Source organism: Sphingobium sp. VMM (genome assembly GCF_056790315.1).
On record NZ_JBXGSI010000015.1, the window covers coordinates 63,316 to 85,315 of the forward strand.

The 22,000-nt window shown below is 65.4% G+C and carries 25 protein-coding genes; 8 read left to right on the forward strand and 17 right to left on the reverse strand.

The window, feature by feature from the left end:
* Nucleotides 1-5: 5 nt before the first annotated feature.
* The 5 genes from ACUCV3_RS18560 to mscL form a co-directional block, all read right to left on the reverse strand.
* Entirely contained in the window at nucleotides 6-371 is a 366-nt protein-coding gene (locus tag ACUCV3_RS18560) for a response regulator (RefSeq protein WP_004210416.1), read from the reverse strand.
* A gap of 84 nt (nucleotides 372-455) precedes the next feature.
* Nucleotides 456-893, reverse strand: coding sequence for a chemotaxis protein CheW (locus tag ACUCV3_RS18565; RefSeq protein ID WP_017500268.1), 438 nt, complete (start codon nucleotides 891-893; stop codon nucleotides 456-458).
* Nucleotides 894-904: 11 nt separating this feature from the next.
* Entirely contained in the window at nucleotides 905-3,274 is a 2,370-nt protein-coding gene (locus ACUCV3_RS18570) for a chemotaxis protein CheA (RefSeq protein WP_482240963.1), read from the reverse strand.
* Between the two features lie 136 nt (nucleotides 3,275-3,410).
* On the reverse strand, nucleotides 3,411-3,683 hold the full coding sequence (locus ACUCV3_RS18575; protein ID WP_004210413.1) for a hypothetical protein: 273 nt from the start codon (nucleotides 3,681-3,683) through the stop codon (nucleotides 3,411-3,413).
* 143 nt (nucleotides 3,684-3,826) lie between these two features.
* Nucleotides 3,827-4,261 (reverse strand): large conductance mechanosensitive channel protein MscL, encoded by a 435-nt coding sequence (mscL, locus tag ACUCV3_RS18580; protein WP_004210412.1) that lies wholly within the window; start codon nucleotides 4,259-4,261, stop codon nucleotides 3,827-3,829.
* A gap of 101 nt (nucleotides 4,262-4,362) precedes the next feature.
* Between mscL and ACUCV3_RS18585 the strand changes: the two genes are divergently transcribed.
* The 5 genes from ACUCV3_RS18585 to ACUCV3_RS18605 are packed head-to-tail and all read left to right on the forward strand — an operon-like array spanning nucleotide 4,363 to nucleotide 7,504.
* Nucleotides 4,363-4,965: a LemA family protein gene (locus ACUCV3_RS18585; RefSeq protein ID WP_004210411.1), complete on the forward strand. Its 603-nt coding sequence runs from the start codon at nucleotides 4,363-4,365 to the stop codon at nucleotides 4,963-4,965.
* Between the two features lie 10 nt (nucleotides 4,966-4,975).
* Complete coding sequence (locus tag ACUCV3_RS18590; RefSeq protein ID WP_279776258.1) at nucleotides 4,976-5,485, forward strand: TPM domain-containing protein; 510 nt, start codon at nucleotides 4,976-4,978, stop codon at nucleotides 5,483-5,485.
* Nucleotides 5,486-5,487: 2 nt separating this feature from the next.
* The gene (locus ACUCV3_RS18595; protein ID WP_279776262.1) at nucleotides 5,488-6,288 is read left to right on the forward strand and encodes a TPM domain-containing protein; all 801 of its coding nucleotides are present in this window, start codon (nucleotides 5,488-5,490) and stop codon (nucleotides 6,286-6,288) included.
* A gap of 50 nt (nucleotides 6,289-6,338) precedes the next feature.
* A complete protein-coding gene (locus ACUCV3_RS18600) occupies nucleotides 6,339-6,965 on the forward strand; it encodes a TPM domain-containing protein (protein WP_048938408.1) in 627 nt (208 codons plus the stop codon).
* Nucleotides 6,962-7,504 carry an NUDIX hydrolase gene (locus tag ACUCV3_RS18605; RefSeq protein ID WP_279731909.1) on the forward strand — a complete coding sequence of 181 codons (543 nt, stop codon included), beginning with the start codon at nucleotides 6,962-6,964 and terminating at the stop codon, nucleotides 7,502-7,504. Before ACUCV3_RS18600 ends, ACUCV3_RS18605 begins: the two co-directional genes overlap by 4 nt.
* Before the next feature lie 210 nt (nucleotides 7,505-7,714).
* Here the strand turns inward: ACUCV3_RS18605 and ACUCV3_RS18610 are convergent, their stop codons facing one another.
* Complete coding sequence (locus tag ACUCV3_RS18610) at nucleotides 7,715-8,173, reverse strand: DUF6456 domain-containing protein (RefSeq protein WP_482240964.1); 459 nt, start codon at nucleotides 8,171-8,173, stop codon at nucleotides 7,715-7,717.
* Nucleotides 8,174-8,272: 99 nt separating this feature from the next.
* Here ACUCV3_RS18610 and ACUCV3_RS18615 point away from each other — a divergent pair, with 99 nt between their 5' ends.
* Nucleotides 8,273-8,836: a helix-turn-helix domain-containing protein gene (locus ACUCV3_RS18615; RefSeq protein WP_048938403.1), complete on the forward strand. Its 564-nt coding sequence runs from the start codon at nucleotides 8,273-8,275 to the stop codon at nucleotides 8,834-8,836.
* A gap of 57 nt (nucleotides 8,837-8,893) precedes the next feature.
* Entirely contained in the window at nucleotides 8,894-10,063 is a 1,170-nt protein-coding gene (locus tag ACUCV3_RS18620) for a glycosyltransferase (protein ID WP_279731904.1), read from the forward strand.
* Nucleotides 10,064-10,160: 97 nt separating this feature from the next.
* Here ACUCV3_RS18620 and ACUCV3_RS18625 read toward each other — a convergent pair whose 3' ends face one another.
* The gene (locus ACUCV3_RS18625; protein ID WP_482240965.1) at nucleotides 10,161-10,496 is read right to left on the reverse strand and encodes a hypothetical protein; all 336 of its coding nucleotides are present in this window, start codon (nucleotides 10,494-10,496) and stop codon (nucleotides 10,161-10,163) included.
* 394 nt (nucleotides 10,497-10,890) lie between these two features.
* Nucleotides 10,891-12,528, reverse strand: a complete 1,638-nt coding sequence (locus tag ACUCV3_RS18630) for a molybdopterin oxidoreductase family protein (protein WP_482240966.1) — start codon at nucleotides 12,526-12,528, stop codon at nucleotides 10,891-10,893.
* 143 nt (nucleotides 12,529-12,671) lie between these two features.
* Here ACUCV3_RS18630 and modA point away from each other — a divergent pair, with 143 nt between their 5' ends.
* Complete coding sequence (gene modA / locus ACUCV3_RS18635; RefSeq protein WP_010335671.1) at nucleotides 12,672-13,457, forward strand: molybdate ABC transporter substrate-binding protein; 786 nt, start codon at nucleotides 12,672-12,674, stop codon at nucleotides 13,455-13,457.
* A 39-nt stretch (nucleotides 13,458-13,496) separates the two neighbouring features.
* Here the strand turns inward: modA and ACUCV3_RS18640 are convergent, their stop codons facing one another.
* From ACUCV3_RS18640 to ACUCV3_RS18680, 9 genes are all read right to left on the reverse strand, one after another.
* Entirely contained in the window at nucleotides 13,497-14,144 is a 648-nt protein-coding gene (locus ACUCV3_RS18640) for an ATP-binding cassette domain-containing protein (protein WP_029547404.1), read from the reverse strand.
* Nucleotides 14,134-14,835: a molybdate ABC transporter permease subunit gene (gene modB, locus ACUCV3_RS18645; RefSeq protein ID WP_010335669.1), complete on the reverse strand. Its 702-nt coding sequence runs from the start codon at nucleotides 14,833-14,835 to the stop codon at nucleotides 14,134-14,136. The genes ACUCV3_RS18640 and modB overlap by 11 nt, the downstream gene beginning before the upstream one ends.
* A gap of 70 nt (nucleotides 14,836-14,905) precedes the next feature.
* The gene (locus ACUCV3_RS18650; RefSeq protein WP_017500257.1) at nucleotides 14,906-16,192 is read right to left on the reverse strand and encodes a capsule polysaccharide biogenesis protein; all 1,287 of its coding nucleotides are present in this window, start codon (nucleotides 16,190-16,192) and stop codon (nucleotides 14,906-14,908) included.
* On the reverse strand, nucleotides 16,185-17,870 hold the full coding sequence (locus ACUCV3_RS18655) for a capsular polysaccharide export protein, LipB/KpsS family (RefSeq protein WP_100206919.1): 1,686 nt from the start codon (nucleotides 17,868-17,870) through the stop codon (nucleotides 16,185-16,187). The genes ACUCV3_RS18650 and ACUCV3_RS18655 overlap by 8 nt, the downstream gene beginning before the upstream one ends.
* Before the next feature lie 93 nt (nucleotides 17,871-17,963).
* Nucleotides 17,964-19,259 (reverse strand): glycosyltransferase family 4 protein, encoded by a 1,296-nt coding sequence (locus ACUCV3_RS18660; protein ID WP_482240967.1) that lies wholly within the window; start codon nucleotides 19,257-19,259, stop codon nucleotides 17,964-17,966.
* 1 nt (nucleotide 19,260) lies between these two features.
* Nucleotides 19,261-19,701, reverse strand: a complete 441-nt coding sequence (locus tag ACUCV3_RS18665; protein ID WP_136186455.1) for an HIT family protein — start codon at nucleotides 19,699-19,701, stop codon at nucleotides 19,261-19,263.
* 9 nt (nucleotides 19,702-19,710) lie between these two features.
* Nucleotides 19,711-20,346 carry a CoA transferase subunit B gene (locus tag ACUCV3_RS18670; RefSeq protein ID WP_279730537.1) on the reverse strand — a complete coding sequence of 212 codons (636 nt, stop codon included), beginning with the start codon at nucleotides 20,344-20,346 and terminating at the stop codon, nucleotides 19,711-19,713.
* A gap of 2 nt (nucleotides 20,347-20,348) precedes the next feature.
* Nucleotides 20,349-21,245 (reverse strand): HAD family acid phosphatase, encoded by an 897-nt coding sequence (locus ACUCV3_RS18675; RefSeq protein WP_279730539.1) that lies wholly within the window; start codon nucleotides 21,243-21,245, stop codon nucleotides 20,349-20,351.
* Nucleotides 21,245-21,955 (reverse strand): CoA transferase subunit A, encoded by a 711-nt coding sequence (locus ACUCV3_RS18680; protein WP_037506493.1) that lies wholly within the window; start codon nucleotides 21,953-21,955, stop codon nucleotides 21,245-21,247. The genes ACUCV3_RS18675 and ACUCV3_RS18680 overlap by 1 nt, the downstream gene beginning before the upstream one ends.
* Nucleotides 21,956-22,000 lie beyond the last annotated feature (45 nt).

The following is a 22,000-nucleotide window of genomic DNA, read 5'->3' on the forward strand; positions in this document are numbered from 1 at the left end:
CGGGCCTAGATGACCCCGACGATCGCCAGCTTGCTCTCCAGCGTCTCGCGGTCGAACGGCTTCATCACATATTCGTCGGCACCGGCCTCGACAGCCGCCTTGATATGGCTGATGCCGTTTTCCGTGGTGCAGAAGATGATCTTGGGCCGGGCCTCCATCTTGGTGGCCGACAGCGCCTGCAGGAATTCCATCCCGCTCATCACCGGCATGTTCCAGTCGAGCAGCACCACATCGGGCAGGCTGGCCTCGCACTGGGTCAGGGCATCCTGCCCGTCCACCGCTTCGGTCACGGTCAGGTCCAGCGATTCCAATATGTGGCGTGCCACTTTGCGGATGACCTTGGAATCATCGACGACCAGGCAGTTCTTCATGAAGCGTCCCTTTGATTTTTACGTGCCGGGAGGAGAGGCGTAAACGCGAAAGGCGAGGAAATGGTAAACGACGCGGCCAAGCGATCAGGCCGCCTGTGCCTGGGCACCGGCCTCGATGAAGCCGGCCAGCGACACCAGCAGATGGGGCACGCCCTCATGCTCCACCACGCCGCGCGCAAAGGGCATCCAGGCCGGATCGAGCTGTCCGCGCAACGGCAGTTCGCCCTCGGGCACGCGACAGATATCCGACACGCCATCGACCATCAGGCCATAGCTATGACCGCTGATATTGGCGATGATCGCCAGATCGCGCTGGTCGGCCGGGGTCGCGCGCCCATGAATCAGGGCGGCGACATCGATGATCGTCAGCACCCGGCTGCGCAGCGCGGAAAGACCCGCGACATGCACGCCCATGCCGGGCACGGGCGATATCTCGGTCAGCTTGACCACCGCCTCGACCTCACTGGCGTCGACCGCGATGCGGGCGCCGGCCAGCGTCGCCAACAGATAGAGTTGCTCCATCGCTCTTCCCCTTATCCGCGCGCGCCGGACAGCGCCGCCATCAGCGCGTCCTGGTCATAGCGGTAGATGCTGGCATCCATTGGCCCGGTCGCCCGCGGCGTGGCGCGCAGATGCACCACCCGGCATCCCATGATCTCGACCACCTGGCCGACATCGCCGGCCGAATAGAGCACGATATCCTGCGCATCGACGGCGTCGCCCGGCAGGCCCAGCACCACCTCATGCCCGGCCTGGCGCAGCAGCGGCGCCAATATCTCGCGGGTCCAGCCATCCTCCGCATCGGCCAGCAGGCAACGGCCCCGGCTGTGCGGCGCAATCGGTTCCTGCGGCAGCGCGGCGAACAGGGCGAAGGGGTTGATGACCTCCAGATGCTCGCCATCGACCACCGCGACACCGCTCAGCATGCCGTGCATCGCCACCATGTCCGGCACCAGCGGCATCTGGACGATGTCCAGCACCGCCGCGACCGGGTAACAGGCTTCCAGGCTGCCATCGCGCAGGCGCAGCGCGCAGACCTTGTCCTCGGCAAAGGCATGGCGGCCGTTCACCACCGGCACCAGCCGCTCGTCCAGCCGGACGAAGGCCTGGCCGCCGGACCGGCCGAACAGGCTGGCGTCGATATCCTCGACCCGCTCGATCAGCGACAGGCGCAGCAGGCGCCGTTCGCCCGACAATTCCTCGAAGCGCAGCGCCGCCACCATTTCGACGCCGGCCTCCTGCGCGGCGGCATCCGCCACTGCGCCATGGGCGCGATCGTCGATCAGGTTCGGCAGGCGCGCCGCATTGGCCAAGCCCGCCGCATCCAGCAGCAGCATCGGCTTGCCATTGTCGGGCAAGGTCATGCCGGCATAGACGCCGCTCGCCATCACCAGCGGCGATGCGGGACGGATCACCAGTTCCTCATGATTCTCGACTGCGGACACGCCCATGGCAAAGGGCACGCCGGTCGCCGATCGCACCACCATCACGGCGCGCGGTCCGATCTGCTGTGGCTTGTCCATGCCCAGCACATCTTCCAGGTCGATCATCGAATGGCGGATCGACCGGATCGTCGCGATCTTGGCACCGCCGACATCGGCAATCTGCATCATCTCGTTATTGTCGTGCAGTATCTCGACCACCGCCGCGCGCGGGATCGCGAAATGCAGGCCGCCGGCGCGCACGATCAGGCCCGGAATGATGGTCAGCGTCAGCGGCACGCGCAGCGTGATGCGCAGCCCCTGCCCCGGATGATTGTCCAGCGCGATGACGCCGCCGATCCGTTCAATATTGGCGCGCACCACGTCCATGCCGACACCGCGCCCCGACACCGCCGTCACCTTGGCGGCCGTCGTCAGCCCCGGCTGGAAGATCAGGTCCAGCTTGTCCTGCTCGGTCATCCGCGCTGCCGCATCGGGCGTCAGCCGCCCGGCGGCGATCGCCTTTTCCACCAGCCGCGCGGTGTTGATGCCGGCGCCGTCATCGCTGATCTCGATCACGATCTGGTTGCCCGACTGGCGCGCCTCCAGCCGCAACCGGCCGGCCTCCGGCTTGCCCGCCGCACGCCGCCGCTCGGGCGTCTCGATGCCATGGTCGATGCTGTTGCGCACGATATGGGTGAGCGGGTCGACGACCATCTCCACCATCTCGCGGTCCATCTCGACGTCGCCGCCTTCCAGGCTCAGCTCGATCCGCTTGTCGAGATCGCGGCTCAGGTCGCGCACCATGCGCGGCATCGCCGCGAACAGGCGCTCGACCCGCTGCATGCGGGTCTTGGAAATCACGTCGCGCATGTCCGCGACACAGGTGGACAGCCGCTCGAACGCGCTGTCCAGTTCAGGATCGGCCGACCGGTCGCGCAGCTTGCGCGACAATTCATTGCGCGCCAGCACCATGTCCGACACGCCGTTCATCAACTGGTCGATCAGCGACAGCGGCAGGCGAATGGTGCGCAGCGCCTGGCCCTGGCGCACCGCCGCGACCGGGGCCGCCGGCTCTTCGGGTTCCGCTTCCTCGGCGGGCGCGGCCGGCGCCTCCACCTGCGTCAGCGCGCCGATCAGATATTCGTCATTCTCGTTGGGCAATGCCGCGCCGCGCGCCACCGCCTCGGCCAGTTCGCCGATCCGGTCCATGATCGCCAGCACCGCGCTGACGGTCGCGGGATCGGGCTTGCGGTTGCCGGCGCGAATCTCCGACAACACGTCCTCGGCCGCATGGCTCAATTTCTCGAAACGCGGCAGATTGAGGAAGCCGCAGCTGCCCTTCACCGTATGGAAGAAGCGGAAAATGGCGTCCAGCCGCTGGCTATCGCCCGGATTGGCCTCCCAGGCGACGACTTCGCCCGCCAGAGCCTCCAGCGTTTCCTGCGTTTCGGATATGAATTCCTGAAGTAACTCGTCCATTCCCACGACCTTTGGATGCGCGCGAGGGCACCATGGCCGGCCGTGGTTAAGGGGCCGTTAAAGGCGAGAGCCGGCAAAGAAAAAGGGCGCCGCAAGCGCGACGCCCCTTTGGCCCGATGCTCGGTGCCGCAGCAGATCAGTGCTGCTTCTTCTCCACCGCGTCGGCGGCAGCCTCGCCCGCCTCGCGGGTGGCGTCGGCCTTGTTCTCCAGCGCGTCGGCCGCATTTTCGGCTGCATTTTCGGCGTTGCCCGACAGGTTGTCGGCCATCGCTTCCATGTTCGCGGCCTGGTTGTCGAGAGCGTCCGCCTGATTCTCGTAGGCATTCTCGACCTTGTTTTCCTGCTTGGAATCGCACGCGGCGAGCGAGACCATGCTGGCAAGGCCAAGGATTGCGACGAAGCTTTTCACAGCGTTTTCTCCTGTTGCGCCCCCTCAGGGCTGACATGTTCGACACGAGGTTCGGGACGGTCCTTGCCATCCCGAACCCTGACGCCGATCAACCGGCCGCGTCCCCAATGGTTCCCATCAGGGCCTCGGTTCGTCGCAATCGCTTATTTTTTCAGCGAGTCGCGAATCTCGCGCAGCAGCACGATATCCTCCGGCGTGACGGCCGGTGCCGGCGCTTCCTCCGGCTTGGCCAGAACCTTGTTCACCAGCTTCACCAGCAGGAAGATGATGAAGGCCAGGATGATGAAATTGACCAGCACGGTCAGGAACTGGCCCCAGCCGAACATGGCGACACCGGCCGCCTTCAGGTCGGCATAGCTGTTGGGGTTGCCCTTGAACCCCTCGGGCAGGTCGCCCAGGCGCAGGAAGTAGCCCGAAAAGTCAGCGCCACCGAAAAGATAGCCGACCACCGGCATGATCAGGTCATCGGTCAGCGACTTGGTGATGGTGGCGAACGCGCCACCGATGATGACACCAACCGCCAGGTCCATGACATTGCCGCGATTGATGAACGTCTTGAATTCCGAAATCAGCCCCATGATGAACCTCTTGTCTCGCCTTCGATAAACTCTGCATGGCCCGTTGCACGCCATCCGACAACGCCCTATTTCCGTCAGCGAAACAGAGCCGAGGATGTTCCATGCTTTTCCCGCGTCGCCTCTCCCGCCTTTTGCTGCCGGTCATGGGCGCGCTTGCGCTGTCCGCCTGCGGCATCAACAGCGTCCCCACTGCCGAGGAAAATGCCAAGGCCAAATGGGCTGACGTCCAGGCGCAATATCAGCGCCGCGCCAACCTGACCGGCAACCTCGTCGCCACGGTCAAGGCGGCGGGCAAGCAGGAACAGGCGACGCTGACCGCCGTTACCGAGGCCCGCGCCAAGGCGACGTCGATCCAGATCAACGCCGCCGACCTGTCCGATCCGGCCAAGGTCGCGCAATATCAGGCCGCCCAGGCACAGCTGAGCCAGGGCCTTGGCCGCCTGCTCGCCTCGGTCGAGGCCTATCCCGACCTCAAGACCAACGAGAATTTCCTCCAGCTCCAGTCGCAGCTGGAAGGCACGGAAAACCGCATCGCCGTCTCGATCCGCGATTATAATGAAGCGGTTCAGGCCTATAATACCCGCATCCGCACCTTCCCCGACGCGATCGGCGCCAAGCTGATCCATGGCGCAAAGCCCATGGCCCCGTTCCAGGCGGTCACGCCCGGCGCGGAAGAAGCGCCCAAGGTCGACTTCGGCAACTGAGCCGATAACGATGATGCGGCGCCTGCTGCTGGTCCTGTTGCCCCTGCTTGCTGCCTGCAGCGGGGCCGCAGCCGATGCGCCTAAGCCGGCCATGGAATTGACGGGTCGCGTGGTGGACAAGGCAGGCTTGCTTGATAGCGCGACCGCGACGGCCCTGACCGCCCGCCTTGCCCGGCTGGAACGACAGACCGGCGTACAGATGGTGATCGCCACGACACCCACTCTCGGCGGCGAGGCGATCAACGATTATTCGCTGCGGCTCGCGCGCAGTTGGGCGCTCGGCAGCAAGGAACGCAATGACGGCCTTTTGCTTCTCGTTGCGCCGACCGAGCGCAAGGTCCGCATCGAAGTGGGCAAGGGCCTGGAGACGGTGATGAAGGACGAGGTCTGCGACCAGATCATCCGCCGCATGATGATGCCGCATTTCACGGCCGGCGATCCGCAATCCGCGATTCTCGCCGGATCGGGCGCTATGATCGAGGTGCTGGAACATCGCCCCGCTCGGAAGGTGGCGGCATGAAGGTGCTTCGCTCTATGCTGCTGGTCCTTGCGCTGCTGGTCTTCATACCGGCGGCGCAGGCACAGACCTTTCCCAAGCTGACCGGCCAGGTGGTCGATGCCGCCAACCTGCTCTCGCCGCAGCAGGAGCAGGCGCTGACCGCCAAGCTGGCCGCGCTCGACAAGCAGAGCGGCCGGCAGGTGGTGGTCGCCACCGTGCCCGACCTCCAGGGCTATGAAATTGGCGACTATGCCTATCAGCTAGGTCGCAGCTGGGGCATCGGCAGCAAGGAAAAGGACGACGGCACGATCCTGCTGGTCGCCCCGAACGAGCGCAAGGTGTGGATCGCCACCGGCTATGGTGTCGAGGGTATCGTCACCGACGCGCTTGCCTCGCGCATCTATCGCACCGCCATCATCCCGCGCTTCAAGGCGGGCGACTTTCCCGGCGGCATCGATGCGGGCGTCAACGAACTCGCCACCCTGCTGACCCTGCCGCCCGAGGAGGCGAAGGCGCGCGCCGCCGCAGCCGAGGCGGAGCAGCGCAAGGGCGACAATGGCGGCGGCGCCGTGATGCTGGTCTTCTGGGTCATCGTGATCGTCATCGTCGGCATATCGATGTTCGCCAGCCGCGGCGGTCGCGGTCGCCGCTATCGCGGCGGTGCCGGCCCGGTCATCATCTGGGGCCCGTCCGACAGCGGCTGGGGCAGCGGCGGCGGCTCGGGCTGGGGCAGCGGCGGCGGCGGCTGGGGCGGCGGCGATGGCGGCGGCTTCTCCGGCGGTGGCGGCAGCTTTGGCGGCGGCGGTGCGGGAGGCAGCTGGTGAAGCCGGTACAGTTCAGCGAACGCGATCATGACCTTGTCTCGGCCGCCGTGATGGAGGCCGAAAAGCAGACATCGGGCGAGATCGTGCCGATCGTCGCCCGCCGGTCCGACGCCTATCATGATGTCGGCCTGCACTGGGCGATCGGCACCGTGTTCGTCGCCCTCGCTTTCTTCGCCTTCTTCCCGGACTATCTGCGCGACCTGGCCGGCCGGCTGCTGGGCGATTGGGACCATCAGGTCGCCGACTGGAAGATGCTGACCATCCTGCTGGGCGACCTGATCCTCGACTTCCTGGTGGTGCGCTACCTCCTCGCGATCATGCCACTGCGCATGGCGCTCACCCCGCGCGCGACCAAGGCCCGCCGGGTGCGCCGCCGCGCCATATTGCTATTCCGCGCCGCCGCAGAGGCCCGCACCGCCGGCCGCACCGGCGTCCTTATCTATCTCTCGCTTGACGAGCATCGCGCCGAAATCGTCGCCGACAAGGCGATCAACGATCGCGTCACGCCGGAAGCCTGGGGCGAGGCGATGGCGCTGCTGATCGATGCGGTGCGCGACGACCGGCCGGGCGAAGGCCTTGCCCTCGCCATCGGCCGGGTCGGCGCGATTCTGGCGCCGCACTTCCCCCGCGCCGCCGACGACATCAACGAACTGCCGGACAGACTGATCGAATTATGAGCGATAATGACTGGAATGCGCCCGAGGAAACCATGTGGACCGGGCGCTTCATCACCGCGAAGAAGCGCGGCAAATGGGAATATGTCGGCCGCGCCCGCGGCATCCGCGCCGCCGTCATCCTGGCGATCGACGAGGACGAAGACGGCCGCCATGTCCTGCTGGTCGACCAGTATCGCGTGCCGCTCGGCAAGCGCTGCATCGAACTGCCCGCGGGCCTCGTCGGCGATCATGACGCCGGCGAGGAGGCCAGCCTCGCCGCCAGCCGCGAACTGGAGGAAGAGACCGGCTATCTCCCCGGTCGCCTCGAATCGCTCGGCGAATTTTTCAGCTCGCCCGGCATGGTCTCGGAAAGCTTCACCCTGTTCCGCGCCCATGATCTGGTGAAGACCGGCGATGGCGGCGGCGTCGACAGCGAGGATATCCGCGTCCACCGCGTCCCCCTCGCCACCCTGCCGGACCAGATCGCCGCCTGGCGCGAACAGGGCTTCGCCATGGACGTGAAACTGCTCCTGCTGCTCGGCGCAGGGTTCATGGCCTGAATCTCGCCCCTCCCTTCCAGGGAGGGGTTGGGGTGGGTAGCGAGCGCAGCGGGGTTCGTGGCCTAGGCGCTACGGGCCGCTGCATATTTATTCCGTTCGCCCTGAGCAAAGTCGAAGGGCATGATTGAGCGAAGGCGAAGTCATCGCCTCGCGCCGCTCGGCCGAAGGCTTCGACTTCGCTCAGCCCGAACGGTTCATTTAGCCCCCCCCTCACCCAACCCGATACCAGTCCGCCACCCGGTCGAGCGCCAGTCCCAGCACCAGCTTGCCCGCGCGGCTGGGCCAGCCCAGCGCCCGTTCCGCCGGCCCCAGCCCCTCGCCCGCGCACACCACCCGCCACAATATGTCGGCCAGTCCCGGCCCCGCCGCCCGCACCGCGCCGTCGAACCGCTCGCGCGCCGACAACTGCGCGGCGCTCGGATCGGGCATCGCCGCCGCGCCGCCCGGTCGCCGCTCCGCCGGTGCCCCGTCCCAGCGCATCGTCACCCGCGCGCCCAGCCCCGCCTGCTCCCAGTCGCGCCGCAGCCGCTCCCCCGCCGCCAGTTGCCGGTCGCTCACATGGCCGCGCGCATGCAGCCAGCCGAGCGGCGATTCCCCCAGATGCAGCTTCACTGCCTGCATCTTGCCGGCAGGGTCTTCGATCATCTGGTCGACAAACTGGGCGGCCATGGCGGCATCTCCTGACAGGATGGGGAAGGCCAGGGCTTGCCACGGCGGATAATCTGTAGGAAAGAGAAAACCAAATAGGTTATCAACCCGAGGACAGCCATGATCACCCGCATCCGCGAGGTCCGCAAGGCCAAGGGCCTGACGCTGGAACAGGTGGGCCTGCTCTGCGTGCCGCCCACCACCGCCCAGACCATCGGCCGGCTCGAAACCGGCACCCGCACCGTCTCGGTCAAATGGCTGAACCGCATCGCCGACGCGCTCGGCGTCACCAGCGCGGAACTGGTCGCCCTGCCCGGCCAGAGCGAAGTGCCGGTCGCCGCCCTGCTCGGGCCGGAGGGCGCGCGCGCGCCGGTCCGCGCCCTGTCCTTCCCGCCCCCCGTGCCCGCCGACGGCATGATCGGCATCCAGGTCAATGCCAGCATCGGCGACTATCGCAGCGGCGACGCCATCTGGTGCCGTCGCATCGCCCCGGCCGATTTCGCCAGCGCCTTGAACCGCGACGTCCTCTTCCCCCGTCCCGCCGGCCGCTTCCTGTTCGGCCGCCTCATCGGCCGCGAGGGCGACCGGCTCCAGATATTGCCGCTCGGCCATGGCGCCCGGCAACAGGTACTGACCGACCCACCCTGGGGCGCAGTGGCGGTGCAACTCGTCCGACGGCTATAGCCAAGCGCCCCCGCCACGCCTAAGCCTCGCTTAACCGACATGCAGTAGGGAGGGCCCATGACACTCAACGTCCTCACGCTTTCCACGCTCTTCCCGGACATGAGCCGGCCCAATTTCGGTGTCTTCGTGGAGCGACAGGCGCGCGAACTGGCGAGCCGCCCCGACGTCAGCGTCACCGTCGTCGCCCCGATCGGCATGCCGCCCTGGCCGCTGTCGCGCGCCGGCCGCTATGCCCCGCTGCGCGCCCTGCCGCCCAAGGAAAGGTGGAAGGATCTGACCGTCTATCGGCCGACCTTCCCGATCATCCCGAAATTCGGCGGCCGCACCAACGTCCTCACCATGACCCGCGCGATCCTGCCGCTGGTCAAGCGGCTGCACGCCCAGACTCCGTTCGACGTGATCGACGCCAGCTTCTTCTTCCCCGATGGTCCGGTGGCCCAGCGCCTGTCGAAGGCGCTTGGCATCCCCTATTCGGTCAAGGCGCGCGGCGCCGACATTCATCATTGGGGCACGCAGCGCGGCACCAGGAAGATGGTGAAGCGCGCCGCCGACGGCGCCGCCGGCCTGCTCGCCGTCTCGGCCGCGATGCGCCGTTCCATGGGCCGAATGGGCATCGATGCCGACAAGATCCGGGTCCATTATACCGGGGTCGACCTTGATCGCTTCGAAATCGCCGACCGCGATCAGGCCAAGGCCGCGCTCGGCTTCAAAGGGCCACTGATCCTCTGCGTCGGCGCGCTCATCCCGCGCAAGGGGCAGGATATTCTGGTCCGCGCCCTGCCACAGCTACCCGGCACCACCCTGCTGCTCGCCGGCCAGGGCCAATATCGCCGGATGCTCGAAAATCTCGCGCAGGAACTGGGCGTCGAACGGCGCATCGGCTTCCTCGGCTCGGTGCCGCACGACCGCTTGCCGCGCCTCTATGCCGCCGCCGACGTGATGGCGCTGCCGTCGGAATCCGAAGGGCTCGCCAATGCCTGGGTGGAATCGCTCGCCTGCGGCACGCCGATCGTCATCACCGATGTCGGCGGCGCCCGCGAACTGCTCGATCGCCCCGAAGCCGGCAGGATCGTCGATCGCGAACCCGAAGCCCTGGCCGAAGCGATCGCCGACATATTGGCAGACCCGCCCGAACGCGACGCCGTCCGCGCCGCCGCCCTGCGCTTCACCTGGACCGCCAATGGCGACGCCCTGCTCGATCATCTCACGGGCATAACGCGAGGCTGAAGCTATCCAGAATATGGCCCTAGCCCACCGCTGGGATGGCAATGTTGGGTGGGTAGCGGACTGGCGGCTTCGCTCGCAGTTTCAGGTGGAAGCAGCCTTACCGCTTTGCGCGAAACAGTTCTCTCTGAGCCTGATTGATAGAAAGCTCATCCCAATCAACCTCACGCATTGATAGCGGGAAGATTTCTCGCCGGTCATCATAGCCGTAGAATAGCGTTCCATGTATGCCCTGCGCTTCGCTCTTCAGAATGGGGCGATCCCACAAAGGCGAAATAACGCGGCCCGCTTCGGCATCCCCAAGGCGTGCAAACACGTCCTCAATGATTGCCATGTCACTATTCCCGACGAAGATCGCACCAAATTCATCGTCAGTGGCTTGAAACAGGCTGAAGGTCGCATTGAGCGCACCGTCAATGATCTGGATGTTTTTCATGAGCCCATTATGCGGAGGGCCGTGACGAACAGCAATGCTTTCGAGCGTCCGGTTTTGAGCCGAATTGCGAAGTTGCTTAGCGTCCGAAGATGGTCGGTAGCAGCCCCATCGCTTTCCTACTCGCGCCCTTTCTGTTCCACATGCTTCGATGGAACGCCGTGCCCTTTCCCGCCCCCACTGCCGCCGCCCACGCGACACTGTCGCGTCGCTGTCCTTTCCCTGTCGCCTCGCTGTCGCGTCGCAGGCGCGGCACCGGCGCCTGATCATCGCGCGGCCATCACCCCGCGCCGACCGAGCTGACGCAAATCCGCCAAAAGACGCGCCACCATAGGCCGCACAACGGTGTGAACTTTCTACTGTCGCGTCGGCGCCCCATCGCCCGGCGATCTACCGCCTAGGACAGGGGCAGCAGGCGGGCCTTGCCGTCCGGCGTCGGGAAGTGCCCCTCGTCGAACGGCAACTCGCCCCAGCGCCAGGGGGTCAATTCCTCATAGGCGGGGTTGGAAATCGGGGCATGGCGGCGCAGGTTGAGCAGCCGCGCACCGTCATTGCCATAGGCGGTCAGGCGCACATGCTCGCGATAGATTTCCGCCGCCCATTCATAATGGAAGGCCGCCTGCCAGCCCATGGCGCGCGCGACCTGGGTGACGATCCACCAGTCGGGCTTCGCTTCGCCGGGCAGCGGGAACAGCCGGCGCTGGCGGCTGATCAGCCGGTCCGCCCCGGTCAGCGTGCCGTCCTTCTCCACCCAGCTCGCCGATGGCAGCGCGATGCCGCGCCCGTCCCGCTCCGGATCGGCCCAGGGGGTGGAGCGGATCGCCAGCGGCACCGCGTCCAGCGCCGCGCGCAGCCAGGCCGGATCGATGCCGTCGCCGCTTATGCTCCACAGCGCGCGGATGCGCCCGTCCCGCACCGCGTCGGCCAGTTCCGCGCCGTCCAGCCCCGGCCCGGTCGCCATCGCCTCGGCCGACCAGAAACGGGCTATTGCGGCCATCGCTTCCGTCGTGAAGCCGCGATGCGCCGCAAGCCCCGCTGCATGGCAGCCGACCTCGCGCCCACCCATGCCATTGGCCGCGGCTGTCATGGCAAAGGGCGCCGCCCCTGGCCTGCCGATCCGTCCCGTCGCCAGATGGAAATCGATCACCGCCCGCGCCAGCCCCTCGTCCGCGCCGCCAAACAGCGTCACGATCCGCGGCACGGCGGCGATCCGGTCATAGAGCGCACGCAGCTCCACCGGCGACAGGCCGCACCCCCGCGCCACCGACCACAGATCATGGCGGGTCCGCAGTTGCGCCCAGAAATCGTCGGGCACGCTGACACTGCTCGCCAGATAGTCGCCATCGGTCGCGCCTGTGTCATGGCAATGGCGCAGCAGCCCGGCGATCCACGCCGCCATGCCCTCGCGCGGCACGTCGATGCGCAGGTCGACCTCGATGCTCGTCCCCTCGCCCGGCGGCGCCAGCAACAGCAGTTCGACGCCCTGCTCGGCCCGCACCGCCGCAATCCGCGCATTCAGCACCGGATGATCCTGCGCCAGATCCGCGCCGATCATCAGGATCAGCTCGGCCCGCTCGATATCCTCATAGGCGGCGGGCATCACATCCTCGCCATAGGCCGCGCGCTGCGCCAGTGCCGCGCCGTCATTCGCCGTCCAGCCCGCATCGACATGGGCCGAACCGATGAAACCCTTCATCAGCTTGTTGGCGACATAATAATCCTCGGTCAGCAGGCCGCCGCCGACATGCAGCGCCACGCTGTCCGGGCCATGCTGGCCGATCACCGCCGACAGCCGCCGCGCGACCTGCGCAATCGCCTTCTCCCAGCGTTGCGGCCGACCGTCGATCATCGGCTGGAGCAATCGCCCTTCCAGCCCGACCTCTTCCGCGATCTCCAGCCCGCGCCCGCACAGCCGCCCGGCATTGGCCGGATGCATCCGGTCCCCCTCGACCATCAGGTCGCGATCCTCGCCGGTGATGGCGCGCAGGCCACAGCCGACGCCGCACCGGCCGCAAAGCGTGCGTATCACTGCCATGTCAAAGGGCTGCGCGGGTCCGGCCGGAACGGACGAAGGGGGGAAGGATCGGCGTCACCAGCGTCTGCTTAGCGGATCGGGCGCGGCGACAAAAGCATGTGCCGACAATTGCATGGCCGCGGCGCCGAGCGCACAAGGCGGTCATGCGCTTCTTCTCTCCGATTCCGCTCCTGCTGCGCGCGCTCGCGCTCCTGTCGCTTTTGCTGTCGCCATCCTGGGCCGCCGCGCAGGACAGGCGCGGGCCACTGGTGCTTGCCGCCGCCAGCCTGCAGGAATCGATGAATGCCGCCGCCGATGCCTGGGCGCGGCAGGGCCATGCCCGCCCGGTCCTGTCCTTCGCCGCCTCCTCGGCGCTGGCCCGGCAGATCAAGGCCGGCGCCCCTGCCGACCTGTTCGCCTCTGCCGACGAGGATTGGATGGACGATATCCAGAAGGCCGGCTTCGTCGCGCGCCGCAGCCGCGCTGACATGGCCGGCAACCGGCTGGTGCTGGTCGCCCCGGCCGGCAAGCCGGTGCGGCTGCGCATTGGCCACAACATGCCGCTCGCCGCAGCGCTGAACGGCAGCCGCCTCGCCATGGCCGATCCCGACGCCGTGCCGGCGGGCAAATATGGCAAGGCGGCGCTCACCGCGCTCAATGTCTGGCCCTCGGTCGCGGACAAGATCGCGCGCGGCGACAGCGTGCGCGCCGCCCTCGCCCTGGTCGAGCGCGGCGCCACCCCGTTCGGCATCGTCTATGCGACCGACGCCCGCGCCTCGAAATCGGTGCAGACAGTCGGCACTTTCCCGACCGGCAGCCATCCGTCGATCCGCTATCCGGTGGCGCGGCTGACCGCCAGTCGCCACCGTGACGCGGAAGGCTTCCGTCGCTTCCTGCTGTCGGCGCAGGGCCGGACGATCCTTGGCCGTTACGGCTTCAGCGCGCCCTGATCGCCGATTGTTTTTCTACGGATCGCGCACACCATCATCTCAAAGCCCCGCCCCATCTCCGGTTTTCAACGGACGGATCGAGACAAGGTCGGCTCCCAGCGCCTCCAATTCTGCACGATCGTGACTGACATAAAGAATCGGGATCGATGTGGCCGCGTGCAACTTGCGTATAAGCTCCAGTATCTGGTCCTTCAGGCCCTGGTCCAAGCCCGTCAATGGCTCATCCATCAACAAAAAATGAGGATTGGCTAGCAAGGCACGCCCAATCGCCACACGCTGCGCCTCCCCCCCGGAGAGAGAATGTGGCCGGCGCTCAAGCAGATCGCCGATGCCTAACATGTCGACGATAGCTGGCATATCAAGCGCGCTGCCCCCACTATGCCTTCGGCCATAAATAAGGTTCCGGCGCACGCTCATGTGCGGAAAGAGGCGCAGATCCTGAAAAATATAGCCGCAATGCCTCTGCGCGATGGGCAGGTCTACGCCGACGGCGCTGTCAAACAACGTGCCCCCGGCAATCGCGACACGACCTTCATCGGGACGTAATAGACCGGCCACCATGTTGAGCAGGCTGCTCTTGCCTGCCCCAGATGGACCAAATAGGCCGACGATCGCACTGGAACTGGCAATGTCTATGGCCAGATGATTGGCCCCCAGTCGGCGACGGACATGGATGTCAAAGGACATGGTCGCCCCTGCCCATGCGTCTCGCGAGCCATTCGGATGCCATCAACGCGCCGAGCGACAGCGCAATCGAAATCAGTGCCAGCCGCAATACCGCATTTTCGCTGTCCGGCAGTTGCAGTGCGGAATAGATGGCGATCGGCAGTGTTCGGGTCTCCCCTGGTATATCGGACACAAAGGTAATGGTGGCGCCAAATTCCCCGATCGATCGAGCAAAACCCAGGATCATGCCAGCCAATATGCCCGGAGCCGCGAGTGGCAACGAGATAGTGCAGAAGACCCGGACACGGCCGGCTCCGAGCGTCTGGGCGACAGCCTCCAATCGTCGATCGATTGTCTCAACCGACAGCCGGATAGCGCGCACCATCAGCGGCATCGCCATGATTGCTGCCGCGAGCGTTGCGCCCGTCCAGCGAAACAACAGACTGATGCCAAACCAGCTTTCCAGCCAATAACCAAAAACACCCTGCCGACCAAACAGAAGCAGCAGTAGCCAGCCGGTGACCACCGGTGGCACCACCAACGGCAAATGCACCAGTGCATCAAGCATCAATTTGCCAGGAAAACGATAGCGCGCGAGCAACCATGCCAAGGCAAAAGCTATCGGCAGCATCGCGAAGACCGCTGTCAGACTGACCCGGAGCGAAAGCGCGATGATCGCCCATTCTTCAGCACTGATCGATGACAATAGCATGTAGTCACCGATTCACTTCGGCAAGATTGCGCATTCGCCGATCAATGGCGATGGTCACCAAAATTGTCCTTTAGCGTACTCCACGTAACGCCGTGCCCTTTTGCATTGTCCATCGTGGTGCCCGACCTCGGTCTGGCCGGATAATCTGCGCAGGCGCCCGCAACAGCCGATCAACCGCGTTGCTGACGAGCATCTGCAGCCCTTCCTCGCTCAGAAGCCCTCCGCGAATGAGGCAGCGATCGACCAGAACTCGCCGAAACGCTGAATAGAGCGTCATGTCCGGCTGGCGCGGCGCCGACCAGAAATCATCAAGGCTCGACTGATGCACCACTCCTGGCACCTTGTAGACTGCGTGCCCCAGAACCACGACAGGCTTGCCGGCATTGAGCGCCAGCGTGCCTACAGTGCTGTTCACCGTCACCACGCCCAACGACTTGCCCACCACTTCGGCAATGTCCCAATCGGCCAGATAGACGACACGGTCCTTTACGCCATAATGCGCGGCCAGCCGGCGAGTCAGTCGGTCCCAGGCGACAAGACCGGGGTCCAGCGGATGGCGTTTCACCACAAGAGAGACATGATCAGGCGCATGCTGAGCAAAGCTCTTGATAGCGAAACGCAGCGCAGCGCGCATGTTGCCGAAGGGCGAATGAACGCGAATCTGATAGTCGGAGTTGAGTTGCAACGGGAGCGCGAAATAGGGCTTATCCTTGACCGTATCCCACGCCTTGAAAGACCGGCGCCCGTCACCGCGACGCATGACCAGCTTGCGACACCAGGCGACCGATTCCATCAGGAAACTATGCGGCCGGTGGGTTCGGTAGAATGGGAAATAGGGCCGCATGAATGCAGCGGCCAGACCATTGCGCATCGTGTTGCGCGCACGGGCATTGAAGGTCGAGGGCACGGGCGGCAGATTATCGATATAGTCCGGCAAGCCCCGGACCTGGTCTAGATACCATTGTGGGTCCAGCGGCAGAGTCGAATTGCCGTTCACGCCATCGTCCTGCAAGGTCAGGAAATCGGGGCGAATATACCCTTCCTCCACGACATGAACATGCAAGTTGCGCAGTCGTGCCATGCCATGTGCCGAGGTATGGTAGGGACGGCAATCACCATAGAGAATCAGGTCCGTAACGCCATGATTGACGATAAAATCGTCAAAAAAGAGCGGCCAGTTACGAAATGTTCCACGGTAATCAGTGGCATCTCCTGGCCAATCGACCTTGTCGCCACCATTGATATTGATCCGCAGAGCAGAATGCCCCCGCTTGCGCAACGCATCCGCAAGCATCGAGAAATAGGGACCATGCGGCCCCTGCAGGAACAAGAATATTTTCGACGTTGGTTCAGCCATGAAGGAACTCAGCGGACAATGTCATAAATCTTCGTAGCTTCCCCTGTAGCGCACGCAGCCGGATGAGCCATGTCATCAGCGGCGTCGATCCACTCGCTAGGCGGTCCACCATCAGTTCGGGACCACAAGGCAAGCGCGTCACGGGATCGATGTAGCGAGGATAGAGAATGAGTGCGGCCGCGACAAGTCGATCCACGTCGAGTTGACGCCCTCTTCGTGGAGAGGATTTGGCCAGATCGCGTGTCAGCCCCCAGCCAGCGTAGAAGGGCATGCCATGGACCGTCACGGAACAGCCGCGCATCAACGCCTCAAAGCCTGTCAGCGACGACAGGACATGCACCTCGTCCACTGCCTGCACCAGTTCCATCAAGGGTGCGCCCGTGTCGATCGCGTCCGCATGTTCCAGCACGACGGCGTCGCTCAAATGCCCCTTGCGATGTCCGGCCTGCACATCGGGATGGGGACGATAGATGATCCAGGCGTCCGGTTCGGCGCGGCGCACCCGCGCCAGAAAGTCGAGATTGCCATCGACCCCGGCTCCGCCCAGTTGCACCGACATGTCGTCATCGACCTGCCCCACCGCCAGCACCGTGCGCCGGCCCGGCGGCAGGTCGATCATCTGCCCCGCCTCGGCGCCATATTTGGTAACACCGGCATCACAGACCCGCGCGCGTAGGAGCCGCGCGCGTTCGACCAGGTCCGGCGAAAATTCATGGGTGGCGAGCAAGCCTTCCAGATCGCTTGCGGCGCGCGCATTATAATAGATGCCGCATCGATCGATCACCACCGATCCGGGCGGATGCAGCGCCGCGCCCAGCCCCCGTGAGCGCAGAAACCCATCCTCTACCCGAGCCAGGGTAACGCCAACGGCCGCCGCATCCGCTGTAATGGTCACGGGCACGCGCGATGGCCAGATCGCCAGCGCGCCCGCTTCCCGCCGTGCCCGCGCCAAGCCGCGCGCGGGTGGCAGGAAGAGCGGTGTGCGGACTCCATCCCACAGGAAATGACGCATCGCTTCCCGCTTCCAGAATGCCATGCCGCTTGCCGCCGCAATCCCTCTGTTGCCGTCCACATGCCGTCGCCAATCGGCCAGTTGCGCAATTGCATGGGCGGCTTCGACCATCTCGCCACTGAAACAATCGCGATAGCGGGCGCTGGCCAGCCGATAACGGGCAGCTTCCTTCAATTGCTCTGCAGAGAACGCCGCACCATCCGGCCCGAAGACCGCAATGCCCAACAAGCCGGCAACGATGGCCAGGTCATCGTCCACCTCGGCATGGACGGTGCGCGCGTCGGCCAGCAATGCCCAGGGATCGCAGACCGCAGGCAGCCAATGCCCGATTGCTGGCGCTGCCCCACGCTTCGCGCTGACATCAGCGGGCATAATGCCAATTTGCCCGGCGACGAGACCGATGCAGGCGGACGGGTCGATCCACACGCCTTCGCGCGCGACCAGCAGCAGCCCTTTCGGCCGATGCCCCCAGAAATCGCCACCCACCCGTGCTAGCCGCAACGCATCCAGCAACGCGTCGGATATGGGCGCTAAGACGCTGCCCTGTTCCGCATGGCTGATGGCTGCAACAGCCGGATCGATGCCGGGAAAAGGCGGCGACCGCAGGAACGGGGCACGGTCTGCACGACGGCAGGCTCCGACTCCCGCGTCGGCCATTTCCGCCATGTCCATATACCCCCGACGACGCCCTCCAAGCCGGCCAGCGCCAAGGAGAGGAATTGCATTCAACCCATTCCATGATCGCCTGAAAATTCCAGGTCAAGGAACAGTCGCTGTCACATCTTCCAATAGCTGTGCCACTATGTCGAAATAGTCACGCCAGGTCGGCGCATGCCATCCGCCGATCCGCGCCAGTTGCGCTGCCCGCTGCGGCGAATCCGCTGCGGCATAGGCATGGATCATCCGCATCCAGCCCATGCCATCGAGTGGATCGATATAATCGGGCGCGTCCCCGCCGACTTCGCGATGCGCCGAAATGTCGCTGCAGATCACCGGGACGCCGGCACATAGCGCCTCGACCACCGGCATGCCGAAGCCTTCGGCGAAGGACGGCATCAGCATCGCCCGCGCGCCCGCGACCAGATCCTGCATCTGGTTGTCGGGCAGCTCGCCCGCCTCGACCACATGGCCGCGCAGCGCTTCGCCCCGCTCCAGCATGTCGATGACATTCTCATTTTCCCAGCCGCGCCGGCCAATCAGCACCAGCATCGGCGCCGCATCGCCCAGTTCGTCCACCATCCGCCGCCAGATATTGAGCAGCAACAGATGATTCTTCCGCGGCTCGATGGTCGACAGATAGACGAAATAGGGCCGCTGCGGGATCGCCGTGCCCGACCCGCCAAAGACGTCGGGCGGATCGGCGCCGAAATGGGCGACGCATGTCCTGCGATCCGTCAGACCGTTCGACAGATGCGGTTCCAGCGCGTCCAGGGTCGCCTGGCTGTTGCCAATGATGCCGGTTGCATAAAGATCGATGCTGCGCAGCCGGCGACGATGCTCGTCGGCGCCCTGCGGCCGGGCAAATTCGGGGTGGCTGAGCGGAATGACGTCATGCACCAGCGTGACGAACTTCGCGCCCTCCGCGCGCAAAATCGCGCCCACCTGCGCCGCATCGTCCAGATGATGGGGCGATGCCTGCAGATAGATGCGCGGTCCCCTGGCCCTGGGCACCGGGCGCGGGCGCGTGGCGAACATGTGGCGGATCACCGCCGCCCCCTCCTTGCGCTCGTCGGGCGAATCCACATTGCGCCATTTCGCGGCGGTGAAGGCCAGGAACTGGCGCACCGCGGCATGGTTCAGGCGGCCATAATAGCCGCCAGCGGGATGGACAGCGGCGAAGGCCAGCCGGTCCGGCATCCGCTCCAGCAATTCGCGGGCATAGACATATTCGACCCGGTCGATACCGGTCGGCGTCGGGTGGAAAGCACGCGAGAGCAGACGCGAGATGTCGAGGATCACCTCGGCCCTGCCCCGGTCCCCGGTCAGATAGCTGTTGGCCGGCTTGGACCGCAGCGCCAGCCGCGCGCCCGGCGCCTTGAAGGGTTTGAGTGCCACGTCAGAACTGCGCGCGAATCTCTTCGGCCAGCGCCGCCAGCGCATCCTTGTCCGCCTGCGCGCCCGCGCCATGGGCGGCGAAGCCCTTGGGGTCGCCTTCCCAGCGCGGCAGGATATGGACGTGCAGGTGGAAGATCGTCTGGCCCGCCGGCGCGCCGTTATACTGGGCGATCTGGATACCGTCGGGGTCCAGCGCCTTGCGGATGGCGGTGGCGACCTTCTTGGTGGTCGCCATCACCTCACCCAGCGCCTCATCCTCCATCTCCAGCAGGTTGCGCGCCTTGGACCATTTGGAAATGACCAGCGCATGGCCCCGCGTCTGCGGCATGATGTCGAGGAAGGCGAAGGTGTTCTCGTCCTCGTACAGCTTGGTCGACGGGATCTTGCCCTGCAGGATCAGGGCAAAGATATTGGCTTCGTCATAGGTGCCGTCGAGGCTCATGAAACGCCCTTAGCTGAGATAATGGGCGGTCGTCTTAGCAGCGACTTCCTCGGCGGTCACGCCCGGTGCCAGTTCAACCAGCTTGAACGGGCTGTCATGGTCGGGACGCTGGAACACGCACAGGTCCGTGACGATCATGTCGACCACATTCTTGCCCGTCAGCGGCAGGGTACAGGCCGGAATGAACTTGGGATCGCCATTCTTGGACGTATGCTCCATCACCACGATGATCTTCTTGACGCCCGCGACCAGGTCCATCGCGCCGCCCATGCCCTTGATCATCTTGCCGGGGATCATCCAGTTGGCGATGTCGCCATTCTCGGCCACTTCCATCGCGCCAAGGACGGTGAGGTCGATATGCCCGCCGCGGATCATGGCGAAACTGTCGGACGAGCTGAAATAGGCCGATTGCGGCAGCTCGCTGATCGTCTGCTTGCCCGCGTTGATCAGGTCCGCATCCTCCTCGCCCTCATAGGGGAAGGGACCGATGCCCAGCATGCCATTTTCAGACTGCAGCGTCACCTCGACGCCATCGGGAATATGGTTCGCCACCAGCGTCGGGATGCCGATGCCCAGATTCACATAGAAGCCGTCCTCCAGCTCCTTCGCCGCACGCGCGGCCATCTCGTCACGGGTCCAGGCCATTATCACTTCTCCCCTTGGGCGGGCGGCGCCCACCTCTTGTCGGCAGGAAAAACATCGTCGAAGCCGCCCTTGAGGCCGCTGCCATAAACCGGGTTGGGCAGGACGAACCAACCCGCGCCCCAGAGTTTCGCGATTGCCGGGCCTTGCGTCGCGGCGCGGCGTGCCGGCACGTTCTGCCCGACATTGAACAGGTCGGTGAAATCGCCAAGCTGATCGCCGCCCAGTGCAATCACGCAATAGCTGCGCGAAATCGTCCAGCGCCGGCCATCCTTGCGCGATCCCATCGCATCGTCGCCGGCCAGATACAGCGTCTGGCCATGCACCGCCTCGCCCAGCCCCGCCGCCTTGATCGCGCGCGCGGTCGCGTCGGCATTGGCGGCCGAGCGGTTGGTGTTGAAGATCACGGTCACGCCCATCGCCCGCAGCGCGTTGAGGCCGCTGTCCGCACCCGGCACCGGGCCGACCGCGCCTTCGCCGGTCTTTTCCCACGCGTCCCAGTCGGCGGCATCATAGCCCTTCCCGGTCTTCGCATCATGATATTCGAAGCCGGTGTTCAGCATTACCGTCTCGTCGACGTCGAACACGGCGGCGAACGGCCGGTTGCCACACGGCACATATTTGGGCGCATCCAGGCTCGCGCCGTCGGCCAGCACGACAGAATCGGCCGGCCGCGCCTTCACGACGGCGGCAGTATGTGCCACCAGCGCGGTCCAGGCTTGGCGCGACAGCGCCGCCGCCTCGCCCGATCCATAAAGATATTGCATGCCCGTCGGCGGCACCGCCGGCCCGGTCGGCGTCACCGGCGCCGGACCCGTCGCACTTGTCGTCGCGGAGGTGGTCGCACAGGCCGCCAGCGGCGCCAGCAACAGCGCCGGCGCAAGCCGCATCATCGTCGCCATCAGGCCGCGTCCCTCTGGCGCACGGTGCGGAACTCGATCTTCTTGTCATAGGGCGCGCCGACGATCATCCGCTTGACGTAGATGCCCGGCAGATGGATCGCATCGGGGTCGAGGCTGCCCACGGGCACCACTTCCTCCACCTCGGCGATACAGATCTTCGCCGCCGTCGCCATCGGCGCGTTGAAATTGCGCGCGGTCTTGCGGAAGATCAGGTTGCCGCTCTCGTCGGCCTTCCAGCCCTTGATGATCGCGACATCGGCAAAGATGCCGCGCTCCAATATATAGTCCTGGCCGTCGAAACTCTTCACTTCCTTGCCCTCGGCCACCGCGGTGCCGACGCCGGTCTTGGTATAGAAGCCGGGAATGCCCGCCCCGCCCGCGCGGCAGCGCTCGGCCAGCGTCCCCTGGGGGCAGAATTCCACCTCCAGCTCGCCGGCCAGATATTGCCGCTCGAACTCCTTATTCTCGCCGACATAGGAGGAGATCATCTTCTTGACCTGGCGCGTGCGCAGCAGCTTGCCCAACCCCTCGCCGTCGATGCCCGCATTGTTGCTGGCGATGGTCAGGTCCTTGACCCCCGAATCGCGGATCGCATCGATCAGCCGCTCGGGAATGCCGCACAGGCCAAATCCGCCCGCGCACAGATGCATGCCGTCGAACAGCAGCCCCTCCAGCGCAGCGGCGGCATCGGGGTAGAGCTTCTTGGCCATCGGCATCCATCCTTCATACAATTTCGGCGCAGACTAGGCAGGCAA

What these genes read in the sequence shown, in the direction of transcription:
- ACUCV3_RS18560 (WP_004210416.1), bottom strand. Translation starts at nt 371, where the DNA reads ATGAAGAACTGCCTGGTCGTCGATGATTCCAAGGTCATCCGCAAAGTG.
- ACUCV3_RS18565 (WP_017500268.1), bottom strand. Translation starts at nt 893, where the DNA reads ATGGAGCAACTCTATCTGTTGGCGACGCTGGCCGGCGCCCGCATCGCG.
- ACUCV3_RS18570 (WP_482240963.1), bottom strand. Translation starts at nt 3,274, where the DNA reads ATGGACGAGTTACTTCAGGAATTCATATCCGAAACGCAGGAAACGCTG.
- mscL (WP_004210412.1), bottom strand. Translation starts at nt 4,261, where the DNA reads ATGGGGCTGATTTCGGAATTCAAGACGTTCATCAATCGCGGCAATGTC.
- ACUCV3_RS18585 (WP_004210411.1), top strand. Translation starts at nt 4,363, where the DNA reads ATGCTTTTCCCGCGTCGCCTCTCCCGCCTTTTGCTGCCGGTCATGGGC.
- ACUCV3_RS18590 (WP_279776258.1), top strand. Translation starts at nt 4,976, where the DNA reads ATGATGCGGCGCCTGCTGCTGGTCCTGTTGCCCCTGCTTGCTGCCTGC.
- ACUCV3_RS18600 (WP_048938408.1), top strand. Translation starts at nt 6,339, where the DNA reads ATGGAGGCCGAAAAGCAGACATCGGGCGAGATCGTGCCGATCGTCGCC.
- ACUCV3_RS18605 (WP_279731909.1), top strand. Translation starts at nt 6,962, where the DNA reads ATGAGCGATAATGACTGGAATGCGCCCGAGGAAACCATGTGGACCGGG.
- ACUCV3_RS18610 (WP_482240964.1), bottom strand. Translation starts at nt 8,173, where the DNA reads ATGGCCGCCCAGTTTGTCGACCAGATGATCGAAGACCCTGCCGGCAAG.
- ACUCV3_RS18615 (WP_048938403.1), top strand. Translation starts at nt 8,273, where the DNA reads ATGATCACCCGCATCCGCGAGGTCCGCAAGGCCAAGGGCCTGACGCTG.
- ACUCV3_RS18620 (WP_279731904.1), top strand. Translation starts at nt 8,894, where the DNA reads ATGACACTCAACGTCCTCACGCTTTCCACGCTCTTCCCGGACATGAGC.
- ACUCV3_RS18625 (WP_482240965.1), bottom strand. Translation starts at nt 10,496, where the DNA reads ATGAAAAACATCCAGATCATTGACGGTGCGCTCAATGCGACCTTCAGC.
- ACUCV3_RS18630 (WP_482240966.1), bottom strand. Translation starts at nt 12,528, where the DNA reads ATGGCAGTGATACGCACGCTTTGCGGCCGGTGCGGCGTCGGCTGTGGC.
- modA (WP_010335671.1), top strand. Translation starts at nt 12,672, where the DNA reads ATGCGCTTCTTCTCTCCGATTCCGCTCCTGCTGCGCGCGCTCGCGCTC.
- ACUCV3_RS18640 (WP_029547404.1), bottom strand. Translation starts at nt 14,144, where the DNA reads ATGTCCTTTGACATCCATGTCCGTCGCCGACTGGGGGCCAATCATCTG.
- modB (WP_010335669.1), bottom strand. Translation starts at nt 14,835, where the DNA reads ATGCTATTGTCATCGATCAGTGCTGAAGAATGGGCGATCATCGCGCTT.
- ACUCV3_RS18650 (WP_017500257.1), bottom strand. Translation starts at nt 16,192, where the DNA reads ATGGCTGAACCAACGTCGAAAATATTCTTGTTCCTGCAGGGGCCGCAT.
- ACUCV3_RS18655 (WP_100206919.1), bottom strand. Translation starts at nt 17,870, where the DNA reads ATGGCGGAAATGGCCGACGCGGGAGTCGGAGCCTGCCGTCGTGCAGAC.
- ACUCV3_RS18665 (WP_136186455.1), bottom strand. Translation starts at nt 19,701, where the DNA reads ATGAGCCTCGACGGCACCTATGACGAAGCCAATATCTTTGCCCTGATC.
- ACUCV3_RS18670 (WP_279730537.1), bottom strand. Translation starts at nt 20,346, where the DNA reads ATGGCCTGGACCCGTGACGAGATGGCCGCGCGTGCGGCGAAGGAGCTG.
- ACUCV3_RS18675 (WP_279730539.1), bottom strand. Translation starts at nt 21,245, where the DNA reads ATGGCGACGATGATGCGGCTTGCGCCGGCGCTGTTGCTGGCGCCGCTG.
- ACUCV3_RS18680 (WP_037506493.1), bottom strand. Translation starts at nt 21,955, where the DNA reads ATGGCCAAGAAGCTCTACCCCGATGCCGCCGCTGCGCTGGAGGGGCTG.